We start from the raw sequence: 15672 nt of genomic DNA, 5'->3' as shown, positions 1-15672 counted from the left end.
CATGCGAATCATTCCAGGCTTGACCGCGATTCTGCTGTGTTCCCTATGGGCACAAAAGCCGGGTTCGCCGGTCGTCATCGATGGCACGGAAGTGCTGCGGGTCTATACAGGAGCGGCCCCCTTCTCGCCGGAGGCGCGCGCGGCGGACATCCGGAGCCGGATCGAGAAGATAGGCGACACGTCCTCCCATCCGGAGATCAGCATCAAGAATCTGCCGTCGCAGAACGTCACGGCCGTCGCCGCCGGGTCGGTCTACATTATGCTGGTCACCAACGCCGATGCGGAGGCTGCCGGAGCGCCCCGCGATGAACTGGCGGCCCGCTACGCGCTGGCTATCCAGAAGGCACTGGAGTCCTATCGCGACCAGCACACGCTGGTCAGCTACGTGGTCGCCTCAGGAAAGACGCTGCTTGCCTGGGCCGCCTTCGTTCTACTCTGCTGGCTGCTGAAGCGAGGGCTGGATTGGCTGGGCCAGCGCATCTCGCTCTGGTTCCAACGCGAAACGAAAACCCGGCAGGTGCGTGGTTTTGGCCTCATTCTGTGGCGGCGCGCTTCGCTGCTGGCGCTCTCGCTGCTGAAAGTGGTGGTCGTCTTATTCCTGCTTTCGCAGTTCTCGCTGCTGATCTCGTTCTCGTTCAGCCAGTTCCCGCAGACGGCGGGCATCTCGACGACCCTGATCGATTACCTGCGCCTGACGTTCGGCGGCATTGGCCGCTCGGTGCTCGACTACCTGCCCAAGGGCGGTTTCGTGGTGATCGTGTGTGTGATCAGCTTCTACCTGCTGCAGGTGCTGAAAGTTCTGGCGCGCGCCATCGAACACAGCGACGTCACAGTGCCTGGGATCCACCCGGAGATGGCATTGCCGACCTATCAGCTCGCGCGGATTCTGGTGATCGTGTTCGCCCTGGTGGTCTCGTTCCCTTACCTGCCCGGCGGACAGTCGGAGGCATTCAAAGGCGTCTCGATCTTCCTGGGCGTGCTGATTTCCATTGGATCCGGATCCTCGGTGGGCAACGTGCTGGCGGGCATCACTCTGACGTACATGCGTCCTTACCGGGCGGGCGACCGCGTCCAGTTCGGCGATACGATCGGCGACGTCCTGGAGAAGTCGCTGCTGGTGACGCGGCTGCGCACCATCAAGAACGTGGAGGTGGTGATTCCCAACTCCACGATCCTGGGCGGCATGATCCAGAACTTCAGCGCCATGGCCAGGAACCGCGGACTGATCCTCCACACTACGGTGACCATTGGCTATGACGCACCGTGGAGGCAGGTGCACGAGCTGATGATCCGCGCGGCGCAAAACACGGAGGGGATCCTGATCGAGCCTGTGCCATTCGTGCTGCAGACAGCGTTGAACGACTTCAACATCAGTTATCAGCTCAACGCCTTCACCGACAGGCCGAACGAGTTTGAGTTCATTTACTCGCGGCTGCACCAGAATATCCAGGACTCGTTCAACAAGGCGGGCGTGGAGATCATGTCGCCAAATTACTTCGCACTGAGGGACGGCAATACGGTGACGACGCCGGAAGCGGACCGGCCGCCGCACTACCAGCCGCCGTCGTTCCGGGTGAACTCTTAGCTGCGCTCCAGCAGCGTAGAGAACCGCTTACCGATTGCCAGCGCCGGATCGAGCGGCACGTCCACCGGTTCGCAGTCCGCCGGGATACTGATGATGGGTTTCTGCTTGATGTAGCGGCCGTGGAAGCCAGGCAGCCATTCGCGCTGGGCTTCCAGCATCTCCGTGCACATTTCGCGAATCTCGCCCAGGGTGCAGACGGCACTGGTGAGCGGGTCCATCGCGACCGCCTGCACCAGCCTTTCCGGATCCGCGTTGAGCGCCGCTTCGGCCGTCAGCAACTGTACGTTCACGTTGGTCATGCAGAGGGCCGCGCACTGTGGGGGCAGATCGCCCACTACCGTCGGGCGAAGCCCGGTATCGTCGGCGAACGTCGGCACCTCCACGCAGCAGCCGCGCGGCAGGTTCGTGATGTAGCCGTCGTTCCGCACGTTGCCCATGAAGCGGAAGGGCTTGCCGGTCGCCACGGCCTCCATGATGTACGAGCAGTACTCCACGCTGCGGTGATCGATGCGGGTTGACTCGGTCTCCAGCGGATCGTGCTCGGCGTAGATGTCGGCGATGGCCTTGCACCACGAGTAGTAGGCGCCGCTTTCGCCGCCGAAGCTGGGCTCGTCACAGTACAGACCCATCGCCTTGGCGTTCTTGCGGAACCACGGAACGTACTCGCTGAGATGGCCGGTGCTCTCGGTCATGAAGTAGCCGAAGTGCCGAAACACCTCGCCGCGCACCTTCTCGTTCTTGTAGAACTCGGGCCGTTCGAAGACCGCCCGCAGGTCGGGATAGAGATCCTCGCCCTTGTGCTCCAGGCGGAGGAACCAGTCCATGTGGTTGATGCCGCCACAGGTGTAGGTGATCTCGTCCTTGGGCACATCGCAGTAGCGGGAGATGAGGTCGAGGGTGGTCTGCACGCCGTGGCACAAGCCGACGAATGAGACCTTCGAGGCCTTGCCCAGGGCGAGGCAGTTGGCGGCCATGGGATTCGCGTACTGCAGCAGGATGGCGCCGGGCTTGGCCAGCCGCTCCATGTCCCTGGCGATGTCCACCAGCAGGGGAATGGTGCGCAGGCCGCGGAAGATGCCGCCCGGCCCGAGGGAGTCGGCAATGCACTGGTCGACACCGTACTGGAGAGGGATCTTGTAGTCGAGCCCGAACGCCTCGACCCCGCCTACCTGAACCATCACCACGACGAAGTCGGCATCGCGAATCGCTTCCGCGCGATCGAGTGTCGCCCATACGCTGCCCGGCAGGCCGTTGTCGCGCAGCATGCGCTGCCCGAAGGCTTCCATTGCCCGCAGCTTCGGCTCCGTACGGCTCATCAGCGCGAATTCACTGCCGGCGAGCGCCGGCGTCGCCATGATGTCGCTCATCAGCGTCTTGCAGAACACGATGCTGCCCGCACCGATCATTGCGATTTTGTGTGCCATGCCCAATCCCTCCTGCTGCCTGATGTTCTACCACAGCCCGCGCACCGTCTACTGGAAGGTGACCTTGTTTTCCCCGGCTGCGAGCCGGACGCTGACCGTTCCATCGGACTCGGGCCGCAACGCCAGCGGTTTGCCGGCCGAGGTGATGGCTTTGATCTGCTGGCCCTTGGGTGCGCGGAGTTTCAGGGTCCCGGCCACCGCCGGCTTGAGCGTGGCCGAGGCCGCTTTGCCCGCGGTCCACTGGATGGATACTTCCACATTGCCGCGTGCCTTCAAGCCCTTCACTGATCCGCCAGCCCAGGCCTTGGGCAGCGCCGGCAGCAGGCTGATCTCGCCCGCGTGGCTCTGTAGCAGCAGTTCCGCCATGCCGGCCGTCCCGCCGAAGTTGCCGTCGATCTGGAAGGGCGGATGGTTGTCGAACAGGTTCGGCAGGGTCGACTTCGCCAGCAGCGCGACGATGTTCTCGTGCGCCGTGTCGCCTTCTTCCAGGCGAGCCCAGAAGTTGATGATCCAGGCCCGGCTCCAGCCCGTGTGGCCGCTGCCGGCCTTCAACCGGCCTTCGAGCGTGTTGCGCGCCGCGCGCGCCAGCTCCGGCGTCCCGCGCAGCGTGATCTGGTTATCCGGGTGCAACGCGAACAGCGGTGAGATGTGGCGGTGGCCGGGATCCGGTTCGTCGTAGTCTTCGGCCCACTCCTGCAACTGGCCACGTTTGCCCACCTGGAATGGTACGAGCTTCGCACGGGCCGCGGCCACCTTTGCCCGGAACTCCGGATCGATGCCCAGTACTTCACTGGCCTGGATGACGCGATTGAACAGCGCCCGTGTGATCTCCGTGTCCATGGTAGGGGCCATGCAGAGCACGCCGACGGCGCCGCCCGCGGTACGGTAGCGGTTCTCGGGACTGATGGACGGCCCCGTGATCAGATGGCCTTTCCCGTCGTCCTGCAGGTAGTCGAGGAAGAACTCCGAGGCTTCCTTGAGATCGGGATAGGCTCGTGCGGCCAGGAATTTGCGGTCGCCGGTGAACTCGTAGTGATCCCAGGCATGCAGGCTGAGCCAGGCCGCGCCCATGGGCCAGATGCCGTAGATGGCGCCATCGATGGGCACCGCGTGGCCCCAGCCATCCGTATTGTGGTGCAGGACGAAGCCGCGCGCGCCGTACAACTCCTTGGCGATGCGTCGTCCGTCCGGCTTGGCCTTATCGATGAGATCAAAGAGCGGCAGATGCAGCTCCGACAGGTTGCACGTCTCCACCGGCCAGTAGTTCATTTCGGTGTTGATGTTGATGGTGAACTTGCTGTCCCACGCTGGAGCCAGGCTGTCGTTCCAGATGCCCTGCAAGTTGGCGGGATAACCGCCGGGGCGGCTGCTGGCGATCAGCAGGTAGCGCCCGTATTGGAAGTAGAGGGTCTCCAGGGCAAGGTCCGACTCGCCGGCCTGAACGCGCTTCAGGCGCTCATCGGTCGGCAGGTCGGAGGCTGGGCCTTCCAGGTGAAACTCCATGCGGCGGAAGAACCGCTGATGGTCGGCGACGTGGGCGGCCAGGAGCGCGGCGTAGGGCTTGCGTGATGCGGCGGTCGCGGCCTTCAAAGCGTTTTCTGCAGGCGCAGCTGGCCCGAGAGCCGGGGCCGGTTCCTGCACCGTCATGTCCGTGGCTGCGGCCAGCACCAGTGTGACGGAGTCCGCCGCTTCCACGATCAATTCCTGGCCTTCGGCCTTCTTATGTCCACCAGTTTCGAGGACCAGCAGTTCGGCCCAGAACTTCACGCCCTCGGCTCGCTCGTCCGCATGGAAACGGTCGTGGACCAGCGCCTGTCCCTTCATCGACAGACCTTTGTTCGTTGCCGTCGTGGTGCTGTCCTTTTCCCGCGTCAACGCCGCCGCGAAGTTCAGCCGTCCCGGCTTGTCGCAGGTCAGCCGGACCACCAGCACGTGCGCCACCGCGGAGGCAAAGACCTCGCGGGTAAACGTCGCACCGCCGGATTGGTACTCCACTCGCACCACGCCGCGATCCAGATCGAGCATGCGGCGATAGCCGGTCACCTCGGCCTGGTTGCTGAACTTCAGCATCAGGTCACCGAGAGTCTGATAGGGCGGCAGCCGCTTCGGCTTCGAGATGATCGACTTCTCGGCCAGCGCCTCGGCCTCCTTGATGCGGCCTTCCTTCAACAGGCGGCGTACCTCGGGCAAGGCCTTGGCCGCCTCGGGATTGTTGCGATCGCGCTTTTCGCCGGCCCAGATGCTGTCTTCGTTGAGTTGGATCTTCTCCACCGGCACGCCGCCGAAGACCATACCGCCCAGGCGGCCGTTGCCTACCGGCAGCGCTTCCACCCACTTCGCCGCCGGCTGGCGATACCAGAGAGTATTCGCTCCCGGAGTCTCACCCCAAAGCGCCGGACACACCAGCAGTGTTGCAGCCAACCCCAAACGCACTGATCGCATATTCACTTCCCCATCTTCCCTTCGATTCGGCCGCCCCTCAGGAGTGCGGCAGCTTGTAGGCATCGAGGATGCCCCGCATATACCCGATCGCAAACACCTTGCCGCCCATCGCGTAGCCCGGCCGGTCGTTCCCTTCGCCTTCCAGCGTCGGAGCATGATCGGGCCGCACGGGGCCGTTGAAACCGCCCTCGCCGTAGATCTTCAGCATCCGGGCCATGTCCGTGGGGCCATTGTCGTGGAAGGTCTCGCGGAAGCGTTCCCCCTTCCCTTCGATATCGCGGAAGTGCACGAAGAAGATCTTCTTCTCTTTCAGCCACTCCTGGGCCAGCGAGTAGACGTCTTCCCCCATGGCCACGAAGTTCGCCTGGCAATACGTAATGCCGTTCACAGGACTGGGCACGATATTCATGATGCGCCTGTAGTTTTTGGCGCTGATGACGATGCGGGCGAGCCCGCGCAGCGGCGACAGCGGAGGATCGTCCGGATGCAGCGCCATCAGGATGTTGTGCTTCTCGGCCACCGGAATCACGGCTTTCTGGAAGTACTCGATGTTCGACCACATCAGCGCTTCCGTCACCTCGCCGAACTTCGTCAGGCCCAGTTTCTTGGCGTCGGCGTTGTTGAACTCAGAGGTCAGGGCGCCGCCGCGTTCCTTCAGGTCCACGCGCGTGCGGTACCAGCCCAGGCCGGCCATGAAGTTGTAGCAGATCATCGGCACGCCCACCTGGGCCAGTGCCGCGATGGCCGCCTGGTAGTTCTCAATCTCCTCATCGCGCCCCGGCAAGCCAAGCTTGATCTTCTCGGCCGGCACAGGGTGGCTCTCGACGCCTGCGATCTTCAAACCCGCGGCGGTGAACTCTTCCCTGATCTTCGTGAGCGCCTGGACATACTCCGTACGCGGCACCTTCGCCAGCGTCGAGTTCACATTGACGATGGCGTGGTTGATCCCAATCTGTTTGGCCAACCGCATGCGCGACGCCTCGCCGGGATTGAGGATCTCGGAAAACTGGATGCCGCCCTGGCCCGTTGTCCGCCCGGCCGGCGCTGCCTCCGCCGCGCCCAACGCCAATGCCGCCAGAGGCGCCTTCACATAGGTTCGACGAGTGATGCGGGGCATCGAGTACTCCTTCGCCCGCCATGCTATCAGACGACCAGGCCTCTTGTTCATACTCGGGGCCGTTCGTGCGATCGCCGGCACCGGGATTTGCTGGTATATTCTCATCCAAACCGACATGCAATATGGAAGGCTTGTGTTGACCCGCGCGGAATCACCCATCCAGCAACCGGAGACGAAGCTGGGCGGCTGGCCGGTCTGGGTAGAGCAGCCGGTGTGGCCGGTCTCTCGGGCCACCGGGGAACCGATGCTGTTTCTCGGTCAGGTCTGCGTCGAGCCGGGCCTCTTCCCGGTGGAACCCGGGCTGGTGGCCTACCTCTTCATGACGGGCGGCGAACCTCGCGACCTCGAAACCTGGGATCCCCACTCCGGTGAGAATGCCGTCATCCTCCAGCGTAGGTCTCCTGACCGGAAGCCAGTCATCACCGAGGGCCCCTGTCTCCATGAGACTTTTTGGGAAGAGGGCATCGCCATGCAAAGGCCCATCGAACTAGCCGCCGCGGTAGCGATCGGGGAAGAGCTGCCCGAAATCGAGTACGATGAGTACCTCCAATTGCCCGTGGAGCGCCAGGCCGAATACGACCAGCAGATGGGACTGAAGATGGGGGGAACGCCCGAGTGGATTCAGGGCGATGAGATGCCGGCAGGTTGGCGGCTGCTGGTTCAAATCCCGGATTACCCCGAGCTTGACGGAACGTGCATACAAACCGACTGGAACTTTGGCACAGGCGTCTGCTATGTGCTCATCTCACCCGGCTACACGGAAGGTCTCCTGCTTTGGCAGTGCGGATAGTACCATGATGAATCTCTCACGGCGCGAACTCTTACTCTCGGCCCTCGCGGCCGCACCGCCCGCCCGGCTGCCCGTCCTCATTGTCGATGGCATGAACAACCACGACTGGAAAGCCGGCACCCAGGCGCTACGCGGCATCCTCGCAGCCTCGGGCCGCTTTGAGGTCGAAGTCTCGACGACACCTTCCACCGCGGGCGACCAGGAGGGATGGGCGCGGTGGCGGCCGGACTTCCACCGTTATTCCGTGGTGATCAACAACTTCAATGGCGGCCATCAGAAAAATGGTGTCCGCTGGCCGGCCCCCGTGGAACAGAGTCTCGAACAGTACGTGTCGAAGGGCGGCGGCCTGGTCGTCTTTCACGCCGCCAACAACGCGTTCCTGGAATGGGCTGACTATAGCGAGATGATCGGCCTGGGCTGGCGCGACAAGACCTTTGGCCCCGGCTTGATCCTGGATGAGCGCGAGCGGGTCGTGGTCGTGCCGGCCGGCGAAGGACTCGGACCCGGCCACGGCCCGCGCCACGATTTCGAGATGTCGGTGCGGGATCCACGCCACCCCATCACTCGCGGACTGCCGAAGAGTTGGATCCATCCTTCGGAGCAGTTGACCCACGGCCAGCACGGGGCCGCGCAGCCGAAACATGGGCCGATCGAGAAGGAACTGCGGATTCTCACCTACGCGCTGTCGAAGGACTCGCATCGTCGCGAGCCGCTGGATTGGGTTCGTTCCTGGGGCCGCGGACGCATTTACACCACCATGCTGGGGCATACGTGGAAAGATGAACCGAATCCGAACCTGCTCGACCCGCACTTCCAGACACTGCTCGTCAACGGAACGGAGTGGGCGGCCACCGGCCATGTCACTACCCGGCCGGCCATCGGCTGGGCCGGATAGTTTCAGACGGCCGGACTGCTGACCAGTGCCCGGTATTCGAGATACATTTGGGTGCGCCAGCGTACGATCATCCCGAGCGCGAGCAGGTAAGCCAGAGCCGCCGTCTGCTGCCCTGACAGGATCGTGTCGAGATAGCCGCGGGCCGCGAAGCGGATTGCGAACAGGCCGAGCAGCACGGCGAAGAAGGCGTTCGAACGGCGCATCATGATCACCTCGCCCTGCCGCTCCAGACGAGTGGTCCGGAGTAGAGGGTAAGCCAGCAGCAGCGCTCCGATCAGCACTGCCCCCAGAGCCCACAGCCAGGGAATGCGGAACACGGGCAGCAGGAACATCGACAGGCCCGTCGCCATGCCCAGTGGCGGGAAGATGATCTTCTTGACGGAGACTGGCCCGCGGGCCTCGCGTACACGCCATGCCAGCACGGCCAGCAGTCCGAGAATCGGACCCACCAGCCGCGCTCCGCTGGGGAACGGAATCGACATGACGGAGAGGTTCAACATGCGATGCGCAAATGGCGGGGTCTCGCCAACCCACACTCAGATGGTGCAGGATCGCTTGTCCGCGACGCAACCAAGGCCGCGGGATACCCCCTAACTTTCGATTGACTCTGTACAATTCTGTACTGATACTAGTCGGGTCCGAGTGCGGAGGAGAGCAGACGATGATCCGGTTCCTGGCCTGTGCCACGCTTTGTCTTTCGGCGCCTACGTTCTGTGCGGCCCCATCCCAGCAACAGTTCCGGGCGGCCGCCCAGCGATCGATCGCCTTGATTCAGAAAGTAGGTTCGAACTGGAAGGTCGCGTGCTACTCCTGCCACCACCAGACGATGCCGGCTGTCGCGTTGGAGACGGCTCGGGCGCACGGGTTGGCCGTCGATGAGAAAGCGGCCCAGGCGGTCGCCAGTAGCACTCTTGAGTTTCTGTCGTCCATTGACGCGGCGGTGGAGGATCGCCGGCTCATCGATCCGGCGCTGAGTGAGGGCTACTTCCTATGGGGCGCCCAGGCGTCGGGCGTGGCTCCGAGTCTCACGCTGGCGATCTATGCGCGACGCCTCGCCAACCTTCAATTGGAGGATGGTCACTGGTCCAATTTCGACAACCGTCCGCCGCACAGCCAAAGCGTGTTCACATCGACAAGCCTGGCGGCCGCCGCCGTGGCTTACTACCTGCCGGAGGAGTTGAGCAGGCAGCGCGAAGCCACGCTGGCAAAGGCGCGCCTGTGGCTGAACGGCACGAAGCCGGCTGACACCGAGGCCTCCACCTTCCGGCTGCTCGGCCTGAAGTGGGCCGGCGCCCCGGAAGCCGACCGCAAAGCAGCCGCCCAGGAGTTGCTCGCCCGCCACAACAGTGATGGCGGATGGCCGCAGGTTCCAGGCCTGGCAAGCGACGCCTATTCGACCGCTCAAGCGATTACCGCCCTCCGCCAGGCGGGCCATGTCAGTGCCGGCCAAGCCGAAATCGAGAATGGAGTTGCCTGGCTGGTGAAGAACCAGCGGCCCGATGGAGCCTGGCTCGTCAGAACGCGCCTCCACACGCCGGCGCAGGTCAGTCCGCCTTACTTCGAGAGCGGATTCCCGGGCGGTCACGACCAGTACCTCTCCTGTGCCGCCACCAGTTGGGCGGTCATGGCGCTGGCCGAGATGCTGCCGGCCGCTGCCAGTCCAAGCGTTGCGGCGCCTGTCACCAGCGCGACTCCTCGCGGAGAGCAGCCCTGGATGAAGACGGCGCTGTTCGGCTCCGCCACCGAGTTGGCCGCCTTGCTCGACAAGGGGCTCGACGTCAACGCGGCCACACCGGAGGGCACTTCGCTGCTCATGATGGCCGTCGACGACGAGGCGAAAGTGCGGCTGCTGCTCGACCGCGGCGCCAACGTCAACGCCCAGTCCAAAACGGGCTTTGACGCGCTGCTTGTCGCCTCGCTGGTCAAGGGCAACCGGCCCGTGCTCAAAGCCCTGATCGCGAAAGGCGCCAGCCCCAAAACCAGGGCGAATGTGAAGTTCAGGATGACGCCCCTGATGCGGGTTGCCTATACGGGCGACGTCGGCATGGCCGAGGAGTTGATCGCTCACGGCGCGGATCCAAAACAGTTCTCCATGCTCACGGGCCTGGCTGCCATGACGCCACTTGGTGTTGCCGTGGCCCTGGGGCAGCATGATCTGGTTCGATACCTGATTAAGAATGGCGTGAGCGTCGACGAGACCGATGACGACAAGATGACGAACCTCTCCTGGGCAGCGCTTTCGCACCGCAACGATAGCGTCAAAGTATTGCTGGAGCTGGGCGCGAATCCGAATCATGTGGATAAGTTTGGATTCACGCCCTTGCGTCATACCGGCGGCATCTCCGGCTTCTCCAGTGAGACCGCCGATCTGCTCAAGCCGTTGGCCCGGAAGTAGTTTGCTCAGGCCGTCTCCGGCGCGTCGTCGGAGTTCAGGTCAAACCACGAGGGCTTGAACTCGATGCGCCGGCGCTGCCTGGCTGACATGTTCGAAACCAGGGTCACTACGGCGTCAGCGAGCCCGACATCGGCTCCGCAGCGCGGCTGGCCCTCGCCCGGGTGGCGGATGAGCCAGGCCAGGTGCTCCTGCTCCTCGCGGTAGCCGCGGCTGGTGAGGGTGTCCTGCAGCCCGCCGCCCGAAGTCCACTGCGCGGTGGAGGTGGAGACCGCCGACGGCTGGCTGATGCGGCGCTCCGCCCAGGAGATGCGGGTGTCCCGTAACGACTTCTCTTTCAGCAGATACACATCGCGTTCAGACAGGATGGCCAGGGTGCCCTTCGAACCCATCACCTGCTCGCCGTATCCATCGGCTTCGTTGGTCGTAATGCTGGAGTAGGTGACGACGGTATCGCCGGGGTACTCGTAGGTGAGGAAGATGTGATCCTCCACCTCGCGGCCGTCGCTGAAGTAGGAGTTCACACCCACGCCGGAGACCGCCCTGGGATGGACCATGGTCTTGCCGCCGTGGGTATCCTTGTCATTCAGCACGGCTTTGAGCAGGATGCTGCAGGCGTCCAACTGATGGCTGCCGAGTTCCGCCATCAGGCCTTCCCCGGTCCGCTTCTGCAGGCGCCAGCGGACGAGTTCGTCCAGGCTCTTGTAGCCGTATCGGGCGAAATCCACCTGCTTGTCCTCGGCCGGGACCTTGGCGAACCAGGTATCGAAGTCGCCCTTTTCGGCTCCGGGCTTGCCGCCGCCAGTCTGGTTGCGGTGCCAGAACGCCCGGATATGCCGGACGTCCCCCAGGATGTCCTTCTGCTTCGCCACTTCCAGTGCGTTTGCATAGAGATAGCTGTAGTGACGCTGGTGGCCGATGGCGAGCAGGCGCCCGGTCTGCTTGGCCGCGCGGCCCATCCGCTTGCAGTCGGTGACGGTCTTGGCCATCAGCTTCTCGCACAGGACGTGCTTGCCCTTCTGCATGGCTTCGATCGTGCAGGGAGCGTGCAGGTGCAGCGGCAGGGCGATGATGACCATCTCGATGTCGTCGCGATCCAGGAGTTTGTGGTAGTCCTCGATCAACTCGATGTGGCGTGCGTCCGAGCCGAACTTCCCTTCCAGCGACACACGCGCTTTCTTCTGCATGCTGGGCCGGATGTCTGAGAAGGCAACCAGTTTGATGTAGTCAGGATTGATCGAATCGATGTGGGAGCGGCCCTGGCCGCCGGCGCCGATGAGCGCGGCGCGCACGGGGTTGCCGCGCAAGCTGCTGTAGCCCCAGTAGAAGGCCGTGACGGAAGGCACCGTCACCAGCGCCGGAATCAGGTCGCGGCGCGTCATCTTCAGGGCGTCGGCGAAGTTGTCCTTGCCCACTTGGCGTTGTTGTTCATTGAGGATCATGACAGGCTCCTGGTGACCATAACTGCTTCTGGATGTTGGGTTTTTACGGCGCGAAACCAGCGCGCCAGATAGAAATCGAGGCCAGCCCAGCGGCCTGTCGCCGTGGTGGCGATGACGAGCGCTGCAAACGCCTCGATCAGATTCCGATCGACAAAGAGGTAATGGCCCGCGACCGACATCGCCGGCAGCCCCGGCCAGGGTGGCGAGGCCAGGTAAAAGACGGCCAGTTGCGCGGCGGCGGCGCAGGCCGCAATGGGTGTGAACAGCCCGAGCATCAACAGGATCCCGATCACTGTGAGGCTGGTCTTGATGGCGCGGTCGACCCAGGCGGCGGTGTCACCCGGACGCGGCAGCGGCCCGGCGCCCAGTTGATCCACGGTGGCGATGCCTTGGGTTTGAACCGCCATTTCTGACAGCGGCTCGTTGAGGTAACTCAATAGTTCTCCAGCGATGACGTCGAGCTTCTTGCGGTCGGCATCCCGGCGCTCGCGGGTGAACGGAGCGTTGGTTTCCGCGGCGGCCACGCGCTGCCGCAGCAGGCGGTAGTCAGCCAGGCGGACCTGGAACCACGGTGCAGTCACGGTCTCCACGGCGGCTGCTTTCACGGTGTCGCGCACCGCCGCCAGCCGTTTCTGCTGGTCGGCCGTGAACGGTTTCCCGGCCTCGGAGAAATGACGCAGGATTTCCCCATACCTGTCGTCCATGCGCTGTTTCAGGGCCACCTCGGTGAGGCGCTCGAGCCCATCCATGTCAGGCACCAAGCCGCGGAAGAGCGACCGGAACGGTCCAGCCGAGGCCTGCAGGAAGGGGAGCGACGAGAACTGTTCGCCCTCCTGTTCCGTTGCCAGCTTCAGGACTTCCTCGTGTACAAGCGTCCAGTCAAACTGCATCAAATCAGCACCTTGGACCCCTTCCGCGGCGGCCAATTTGATCTTGTCGCCGAGATCGGTCAGTTTGGCCTTCTGGTCCTCGGAGAGCGGCTGCCTGGCCTTGAAAACCTTCACGATCTCGTCATTCCAGGCGTCGACCCTGGCCGAGACCCCGGGCAACGGCAGGTTCTTCGTCAAGTCGTTGTGAAGACGGCCCGTCGCCGCCTGCAACGGGTAGCGTGCGGCTGCATACTGCGCCGTTCCGCGGTCGGAATCGAGCTTGTAGACGCCTTCATACAGAAAGTGCCAGCCGATCACGATCCGCAGCGCAACGAGCATCGATTTGCTCCATCTATTCATGCACTTACCTCCACTTCCGCCGCGCCCAGGACGATGGGTCCAGCCGCGGTCTTGTCTGATTTCAAGGGCACCAGCACGGCGCCGATCTCGCGATGTGTCTCGCAGAACTTCCTAACCCATTCCGTGCCCATCACATAGAAGGCGGTGGACAAGGCATCGGCCTCGGCCGAACTGCGCGCAATGGCCGTAGCGCTGGCCAATTGTTCGGCGGGTCGTCCGGTCCGCGGGTCGAGGATGTGGCCGTAGCGGCGGCCATCGACTTCGAAGTATTGATTGGCGGCTCCGGAGGTCCCGAGGCCCCGGTTCCGCAGGTAGACCCGGGCGACGGCGCGGCTGGACCCGTGGGGATCGCCGATATCGACACCCCAACCGCGCGGCTCACCGGAAGGAGCACCCAGCCCGTAGAGGCTGCTCTGGCCCGCCTGCATCAGGGCGCAACGGATGCCGAAGTGATTCCACATCAGGCGGATCGCGCGGTCGATGGCATAGCCCTTGCCCATTGCCCCGGGGTTGATCTCGACACCCGGCCGCCGGTAGCCGATGGTGTGCGGCGAGTCGGGGAAGTAGAGATGACGGCTGCCACTTTCCGCCAGCGCGAGGTCGATCTCTGCGTGGGACGGAACCCGGCGAGGGCCCTGGAAGAAGCCCCAAAGCCGAACCAGGGGCGCGACCGCCATGTCGAAACCACCTTCGGTTTCCGCCCACAGCCCGGCGGCCAAGCGGATGACCTGGTAGACCTCGGGCAGCGTCTGGCGCTCAAACGAGCGGCTCGTGTTCAGGCGGGACAATTCACTGTCCTCGCGGTAGATGGAGAGCAGTTGCTCCAGCCGGTCGACCTCGTCGAGCGCGGCGCAGCCTGCATCGACGGCGTGGCGGGTATGCCCCGGGAACAGGGTCGAGAACTCGCAGGCCATGGCCCTTCGCCCTACATTCAGGAAACTTGTACGGGCAGAATGTCGAAGCAGCATAGCGTTCACCAGCAACCGAAGTTTGGGCGCGGTGAGGGAATCGGAAAAGGTGCGCTACGGATCGGCTCCTGCAAATCCCTGAAAAAAGTCCGAATTCCCGGCGGATTTGCGATATGCTCTGTGCAGAGAAAAGGACGGTAAAGTACCGTTACCATGCGCCCCAACGCGCCGGAAACAAACGACATCCTGCTCAGCGACGAGCAGCGGGCGGCGGTCCGCGCGGCGCTGGAGCAGCTGCTGTCCAGCCCGGCGTTCCGGAACAGCAAGCAATCGCAGCGCTTCCTGCGCTATGTGGTCGATCACAGCATGCACGGCAAGGACGACCAGCTGAAGGAGCGCAACATCGGGATCGAGGTCTTTGAACGTGCTCCGGATTACGACACGGGCGAAGATCCGATTGTGCGCGTGCGGGCGACCGAAATCAGAAAGAGGCTGGCGCAATACTACCAGGAAGGTACAGATTCCGGAGCGGTACGCATCGATTTACGATCCGGCTCATACCGGGCGGAATTCCATTTCGCCGCGCCGCCGGCGGAAATCCTGCCGGTCAAGGCGAGCAGATTCCGTACGATGGCGCTGGGGTTTGCGGTGTTGCTGTGCCTGATTGTGGGCGGCATCTGGGCAACCCGGATGCTGCGGCCAACCGGGGTGCTGGAACAGTTCTGGGCCCCGGTGATGACCACCACCAAACCAGTGTTGATCTACTGTGGGCAACCGGTGGTGTACTTCCTGTCGAAGGACGTTCACGAAGCGTATAAGGCGACCAATCCGGACCACCAGCGCGGATCTTCACCGGTCTTGCTGGGGCCTGAGGCGGTGCTGCACGGCCGGGACATCATTCCGGTGACAGAGCAGTTTGTGGGCATCGGGAATGCGCACGCGGCCGTACTGCTTTCCACCATGTTCGCCGGGCGCGGCAAGACGGTGGAACTGCGCTATGCCAACGATCTCTCGTTCAGCGATCTGCGCAGCTCTCCGGCCGTCCTGATTGGCGCATTTTCGAACCTGTGGACGCTGGAGATGACGGGCAAACTGCGGTTCATCTTTGAGCAGGACCAGGGGCAGCGGCGGATCCTGGACACCACCAACAAGCAATCATGGTCGCTGAAGAACCTGGCTCCGGACGGCAAGACGCCTGAGGACTACGCGATCGTGTCGCGGCTCTTCGACTCGGCTACCGGGCAGACGCTGGTTTCGGCGGCCGGCATCACGCAGTATGGGACTCGCGCGGCGGGTGAATTCCTGACGGACAGCGGGCGGATGAACCAGGCGCTGGAGAAGTCGCCCGCGGACTGGCCGAAGAAGAATATCCAGGTCCTGTTGCACACCACCATCTACAAGGGCACGCCCGCGCGGCCGACTGTCGTGGCGACGCACGTCTGGTAGAG

12 protein-coding genes are annotated in these 15672 nt (G+C 63.6%); 5 read left to right on the top strand and 7 right to left on the bottom strand.

Annotated elements, in window-relative coordinates; translation table 11 throughout:
* Window position 1 precedes the first annotated feature (1 nt).
* On the top strand, window positions 2-1585 hold the full coding sequence (locus ACR9Y2_RS18590) for a mechanosensitive ion channel family protein (protein WP_435043052.1): 1584 nt from the start codon (window positions 2-4) through the stop codon (window positions 1583-1585).
* On the opposite strand, the gene melA is transcribed toward ACR9Y2_RS18590, so the two are convergent.
* Genes melA through ACR9Y2_RS18575 form a run of 3 tightly spaced genes read right to left on the bottom strand, consistent with a single transcriptional unit; the run spans window position 1582 to window position 6568 of the window.
* Window positions 1582-3009 (bottom strand): alpha-galactosidase, encoded by a 1428-nt coding sequence (gene melA, locus ACR9Y2_RS18585; protein ID WP_435043050.1) that lies wholly within the window; start codon window positions 3007-3009, stop codon window positions 1582-1584. The two genes, ACR9Y2_RS18590 and melA, sit on opposite strands and share 4 nt — an antisense overlap.
* A 48-nt stretch (window positions 3010-3057) precedes the next feature.
* On the bottom strand, window positions 3058-5451 hold the full coding sequence (locus ACR9Y2_RS18580) for a glycoside hydrolase family 95 protein (RefSeq protein ID WP_435043049.1): 2394 nt from the start codon (window positions 5449-5451) through the stop codon (window positions 3058-3060).
* A 37-nt stretch (window positions 5452-5488) separates the two neighbouring features.
* Entirely contained in the window at window positions 5489-6568 is a 1080-nt protein-coding gene (locus ACR9Y2_RS18575; RefSeq protein WP_435043048.1) for a mannonate dehydratase, read from the bottom strand.
* Between the two features lie 133 nt (window positions 6569-6701).
* On the opposite strand from ACR9Y2_RS18575, the gene ACR9Y2_RS18570 reads away from it, so the two are divergent.
* Complete coding sequence (locus ACR9Y2_RS18570; RefSeq protein WP_435043047.1) at window positions 6702-7358, top strand: DUF1963 domain-containing protein; 657 nt, start codon at window positions 6702-6704, stop codon at window positions 7356-7358.
* A gap of 4 nt (window positions 7359-7362) precedes the next feature.
* Window positions 7363-8253 carry a ThuA domain-containing protein gene (locus tag ACR9Y2_RS18565; RefSeq protein ID WP_435043046.1) on the top strand — a complete coding sequence of 297 codons (891 nt, stop codon included), beginning with the start codon at window positions 7363-7365 and terminating at the stop codon, window positions 8251-8253.
* 2 nt (window positions 8254-8255) lie between these two features.
* Here ACR9Y2_RS18565 and ACR9Y2_RS18560 read toward each other — a convergent pair whose 3' ends face one another.
* Window positions 8256-8753 carry a CcdC family protein gene (locus ACR9Y2_RS18560; RefSeq protein WP_435043045.1) on the bottom strand — a complete coding sequence of 166 codons (498 nt, stop codon included), beginning with the start codon at window positions 8751-8753 and terminating at the stop codon, window positions 8256-8258.
* Window positions 8754-8914: 161 nt separating this feature from the next.
* Between ACR9Y2_RS18560 and ACR9Y2_RS18555 the strand changes: the two genes are divergently transcribed.
* Complete coding sequence (locus tag ACR9Y2_RS18555) at window positions 8915-10648, top strand: ankyrin repeat domain-containing protein (RefSeq protein ID WP_435043044.1); 1734 nt, start codon at window positions 8915-8917, stop codon at window positions 10646-10648.
* 5 nt (window positions 10649-10653) lie between these two features.
* On the opposite strand, the gene ACR9Y2_RS18550 is transcribed toward ACR9Y2_RS18555, so the two are convergent.
* From ACR9Y2_RS18550 to ACR9Y2_RS18540, 3 genes are read right to left on the bottom strand one after another with little or no spacing between them, the layout of a single operon-like run.
* The gene (locus tag ACR9Y2_RS18550) at window positions 10654-12087 is read right to left on the bottom strand and encodes a Gfo/Idh/MocA family protein (RefSeq protein WP_435043043.1); all 1434 of its coding nucleotides are present in this window, start codon (window positions 12085-12087) and stop codon (window positions 10654-10656) included.
* The gene (locus tag ACR9Y2_RS18545; RefSeq protein WP_435043042.1) at window positions 12084-13316 is read right to left on the bottom strand and encodes a hypothetical protein; all 1233 of its coding nucleotides are present in this window, start codon (window positions 13314-13316) and stop codon (window positions 12084-12086) included. Before ACR9Y2_RS18545 ends, ACR9Y2_RS18550 begins: the two co-directional genes overlap by 4 nt.
* Window positions 13313-14230 (bottom strand): FAD:protein FMN transferase, encoded by a 918-nt coding sequence (locus ACR9Y2_RS18540; RefSeq protein WP_435043041.1) that lies wholly within the window; start codon window positions 14228-14230, stop codon window positions 13313-13315. The genes ACR9Y2_RS18545 and ACR9Y2_RS18540 overlap by 4 nt, the downstream gene beginning before the upstream one ends.
* Window positions 14231-14437: 207 nt before the next feature.
* Here ACR9Y2_RS18540 and ACR9Y2_RS18535 point away from each other — a divergent pair, with 207 nt between their 5' ends.
* Window positions 14438-15670, top strand: coding sequence for a hypothetical protein (locus ACR9Y2_RS18535; protein ID WP_435043040.1), 1233 nt, complete (start codon window positions 14438-14440; stop codon window positions 15668-15670).
* Window positions 15671-15672: the final 2 nt, after the last annotated feature.

The sequence above is a fragment of the Paludibaculum fermentans genome, assembly GCF_051172195.1.
Classification (GTDB): Bacteria; Acidobacteriota; Terriglobia; order Bryobacterales; family Bryobacteraceae; genus Paludibaculum; species Paludibaculum fermentans_A.
The sequence above is the reverse complement of the archived record's forward strand: the minus strand, read 5'-3'. Positions and strand labels throughout refer to the sequence as shown.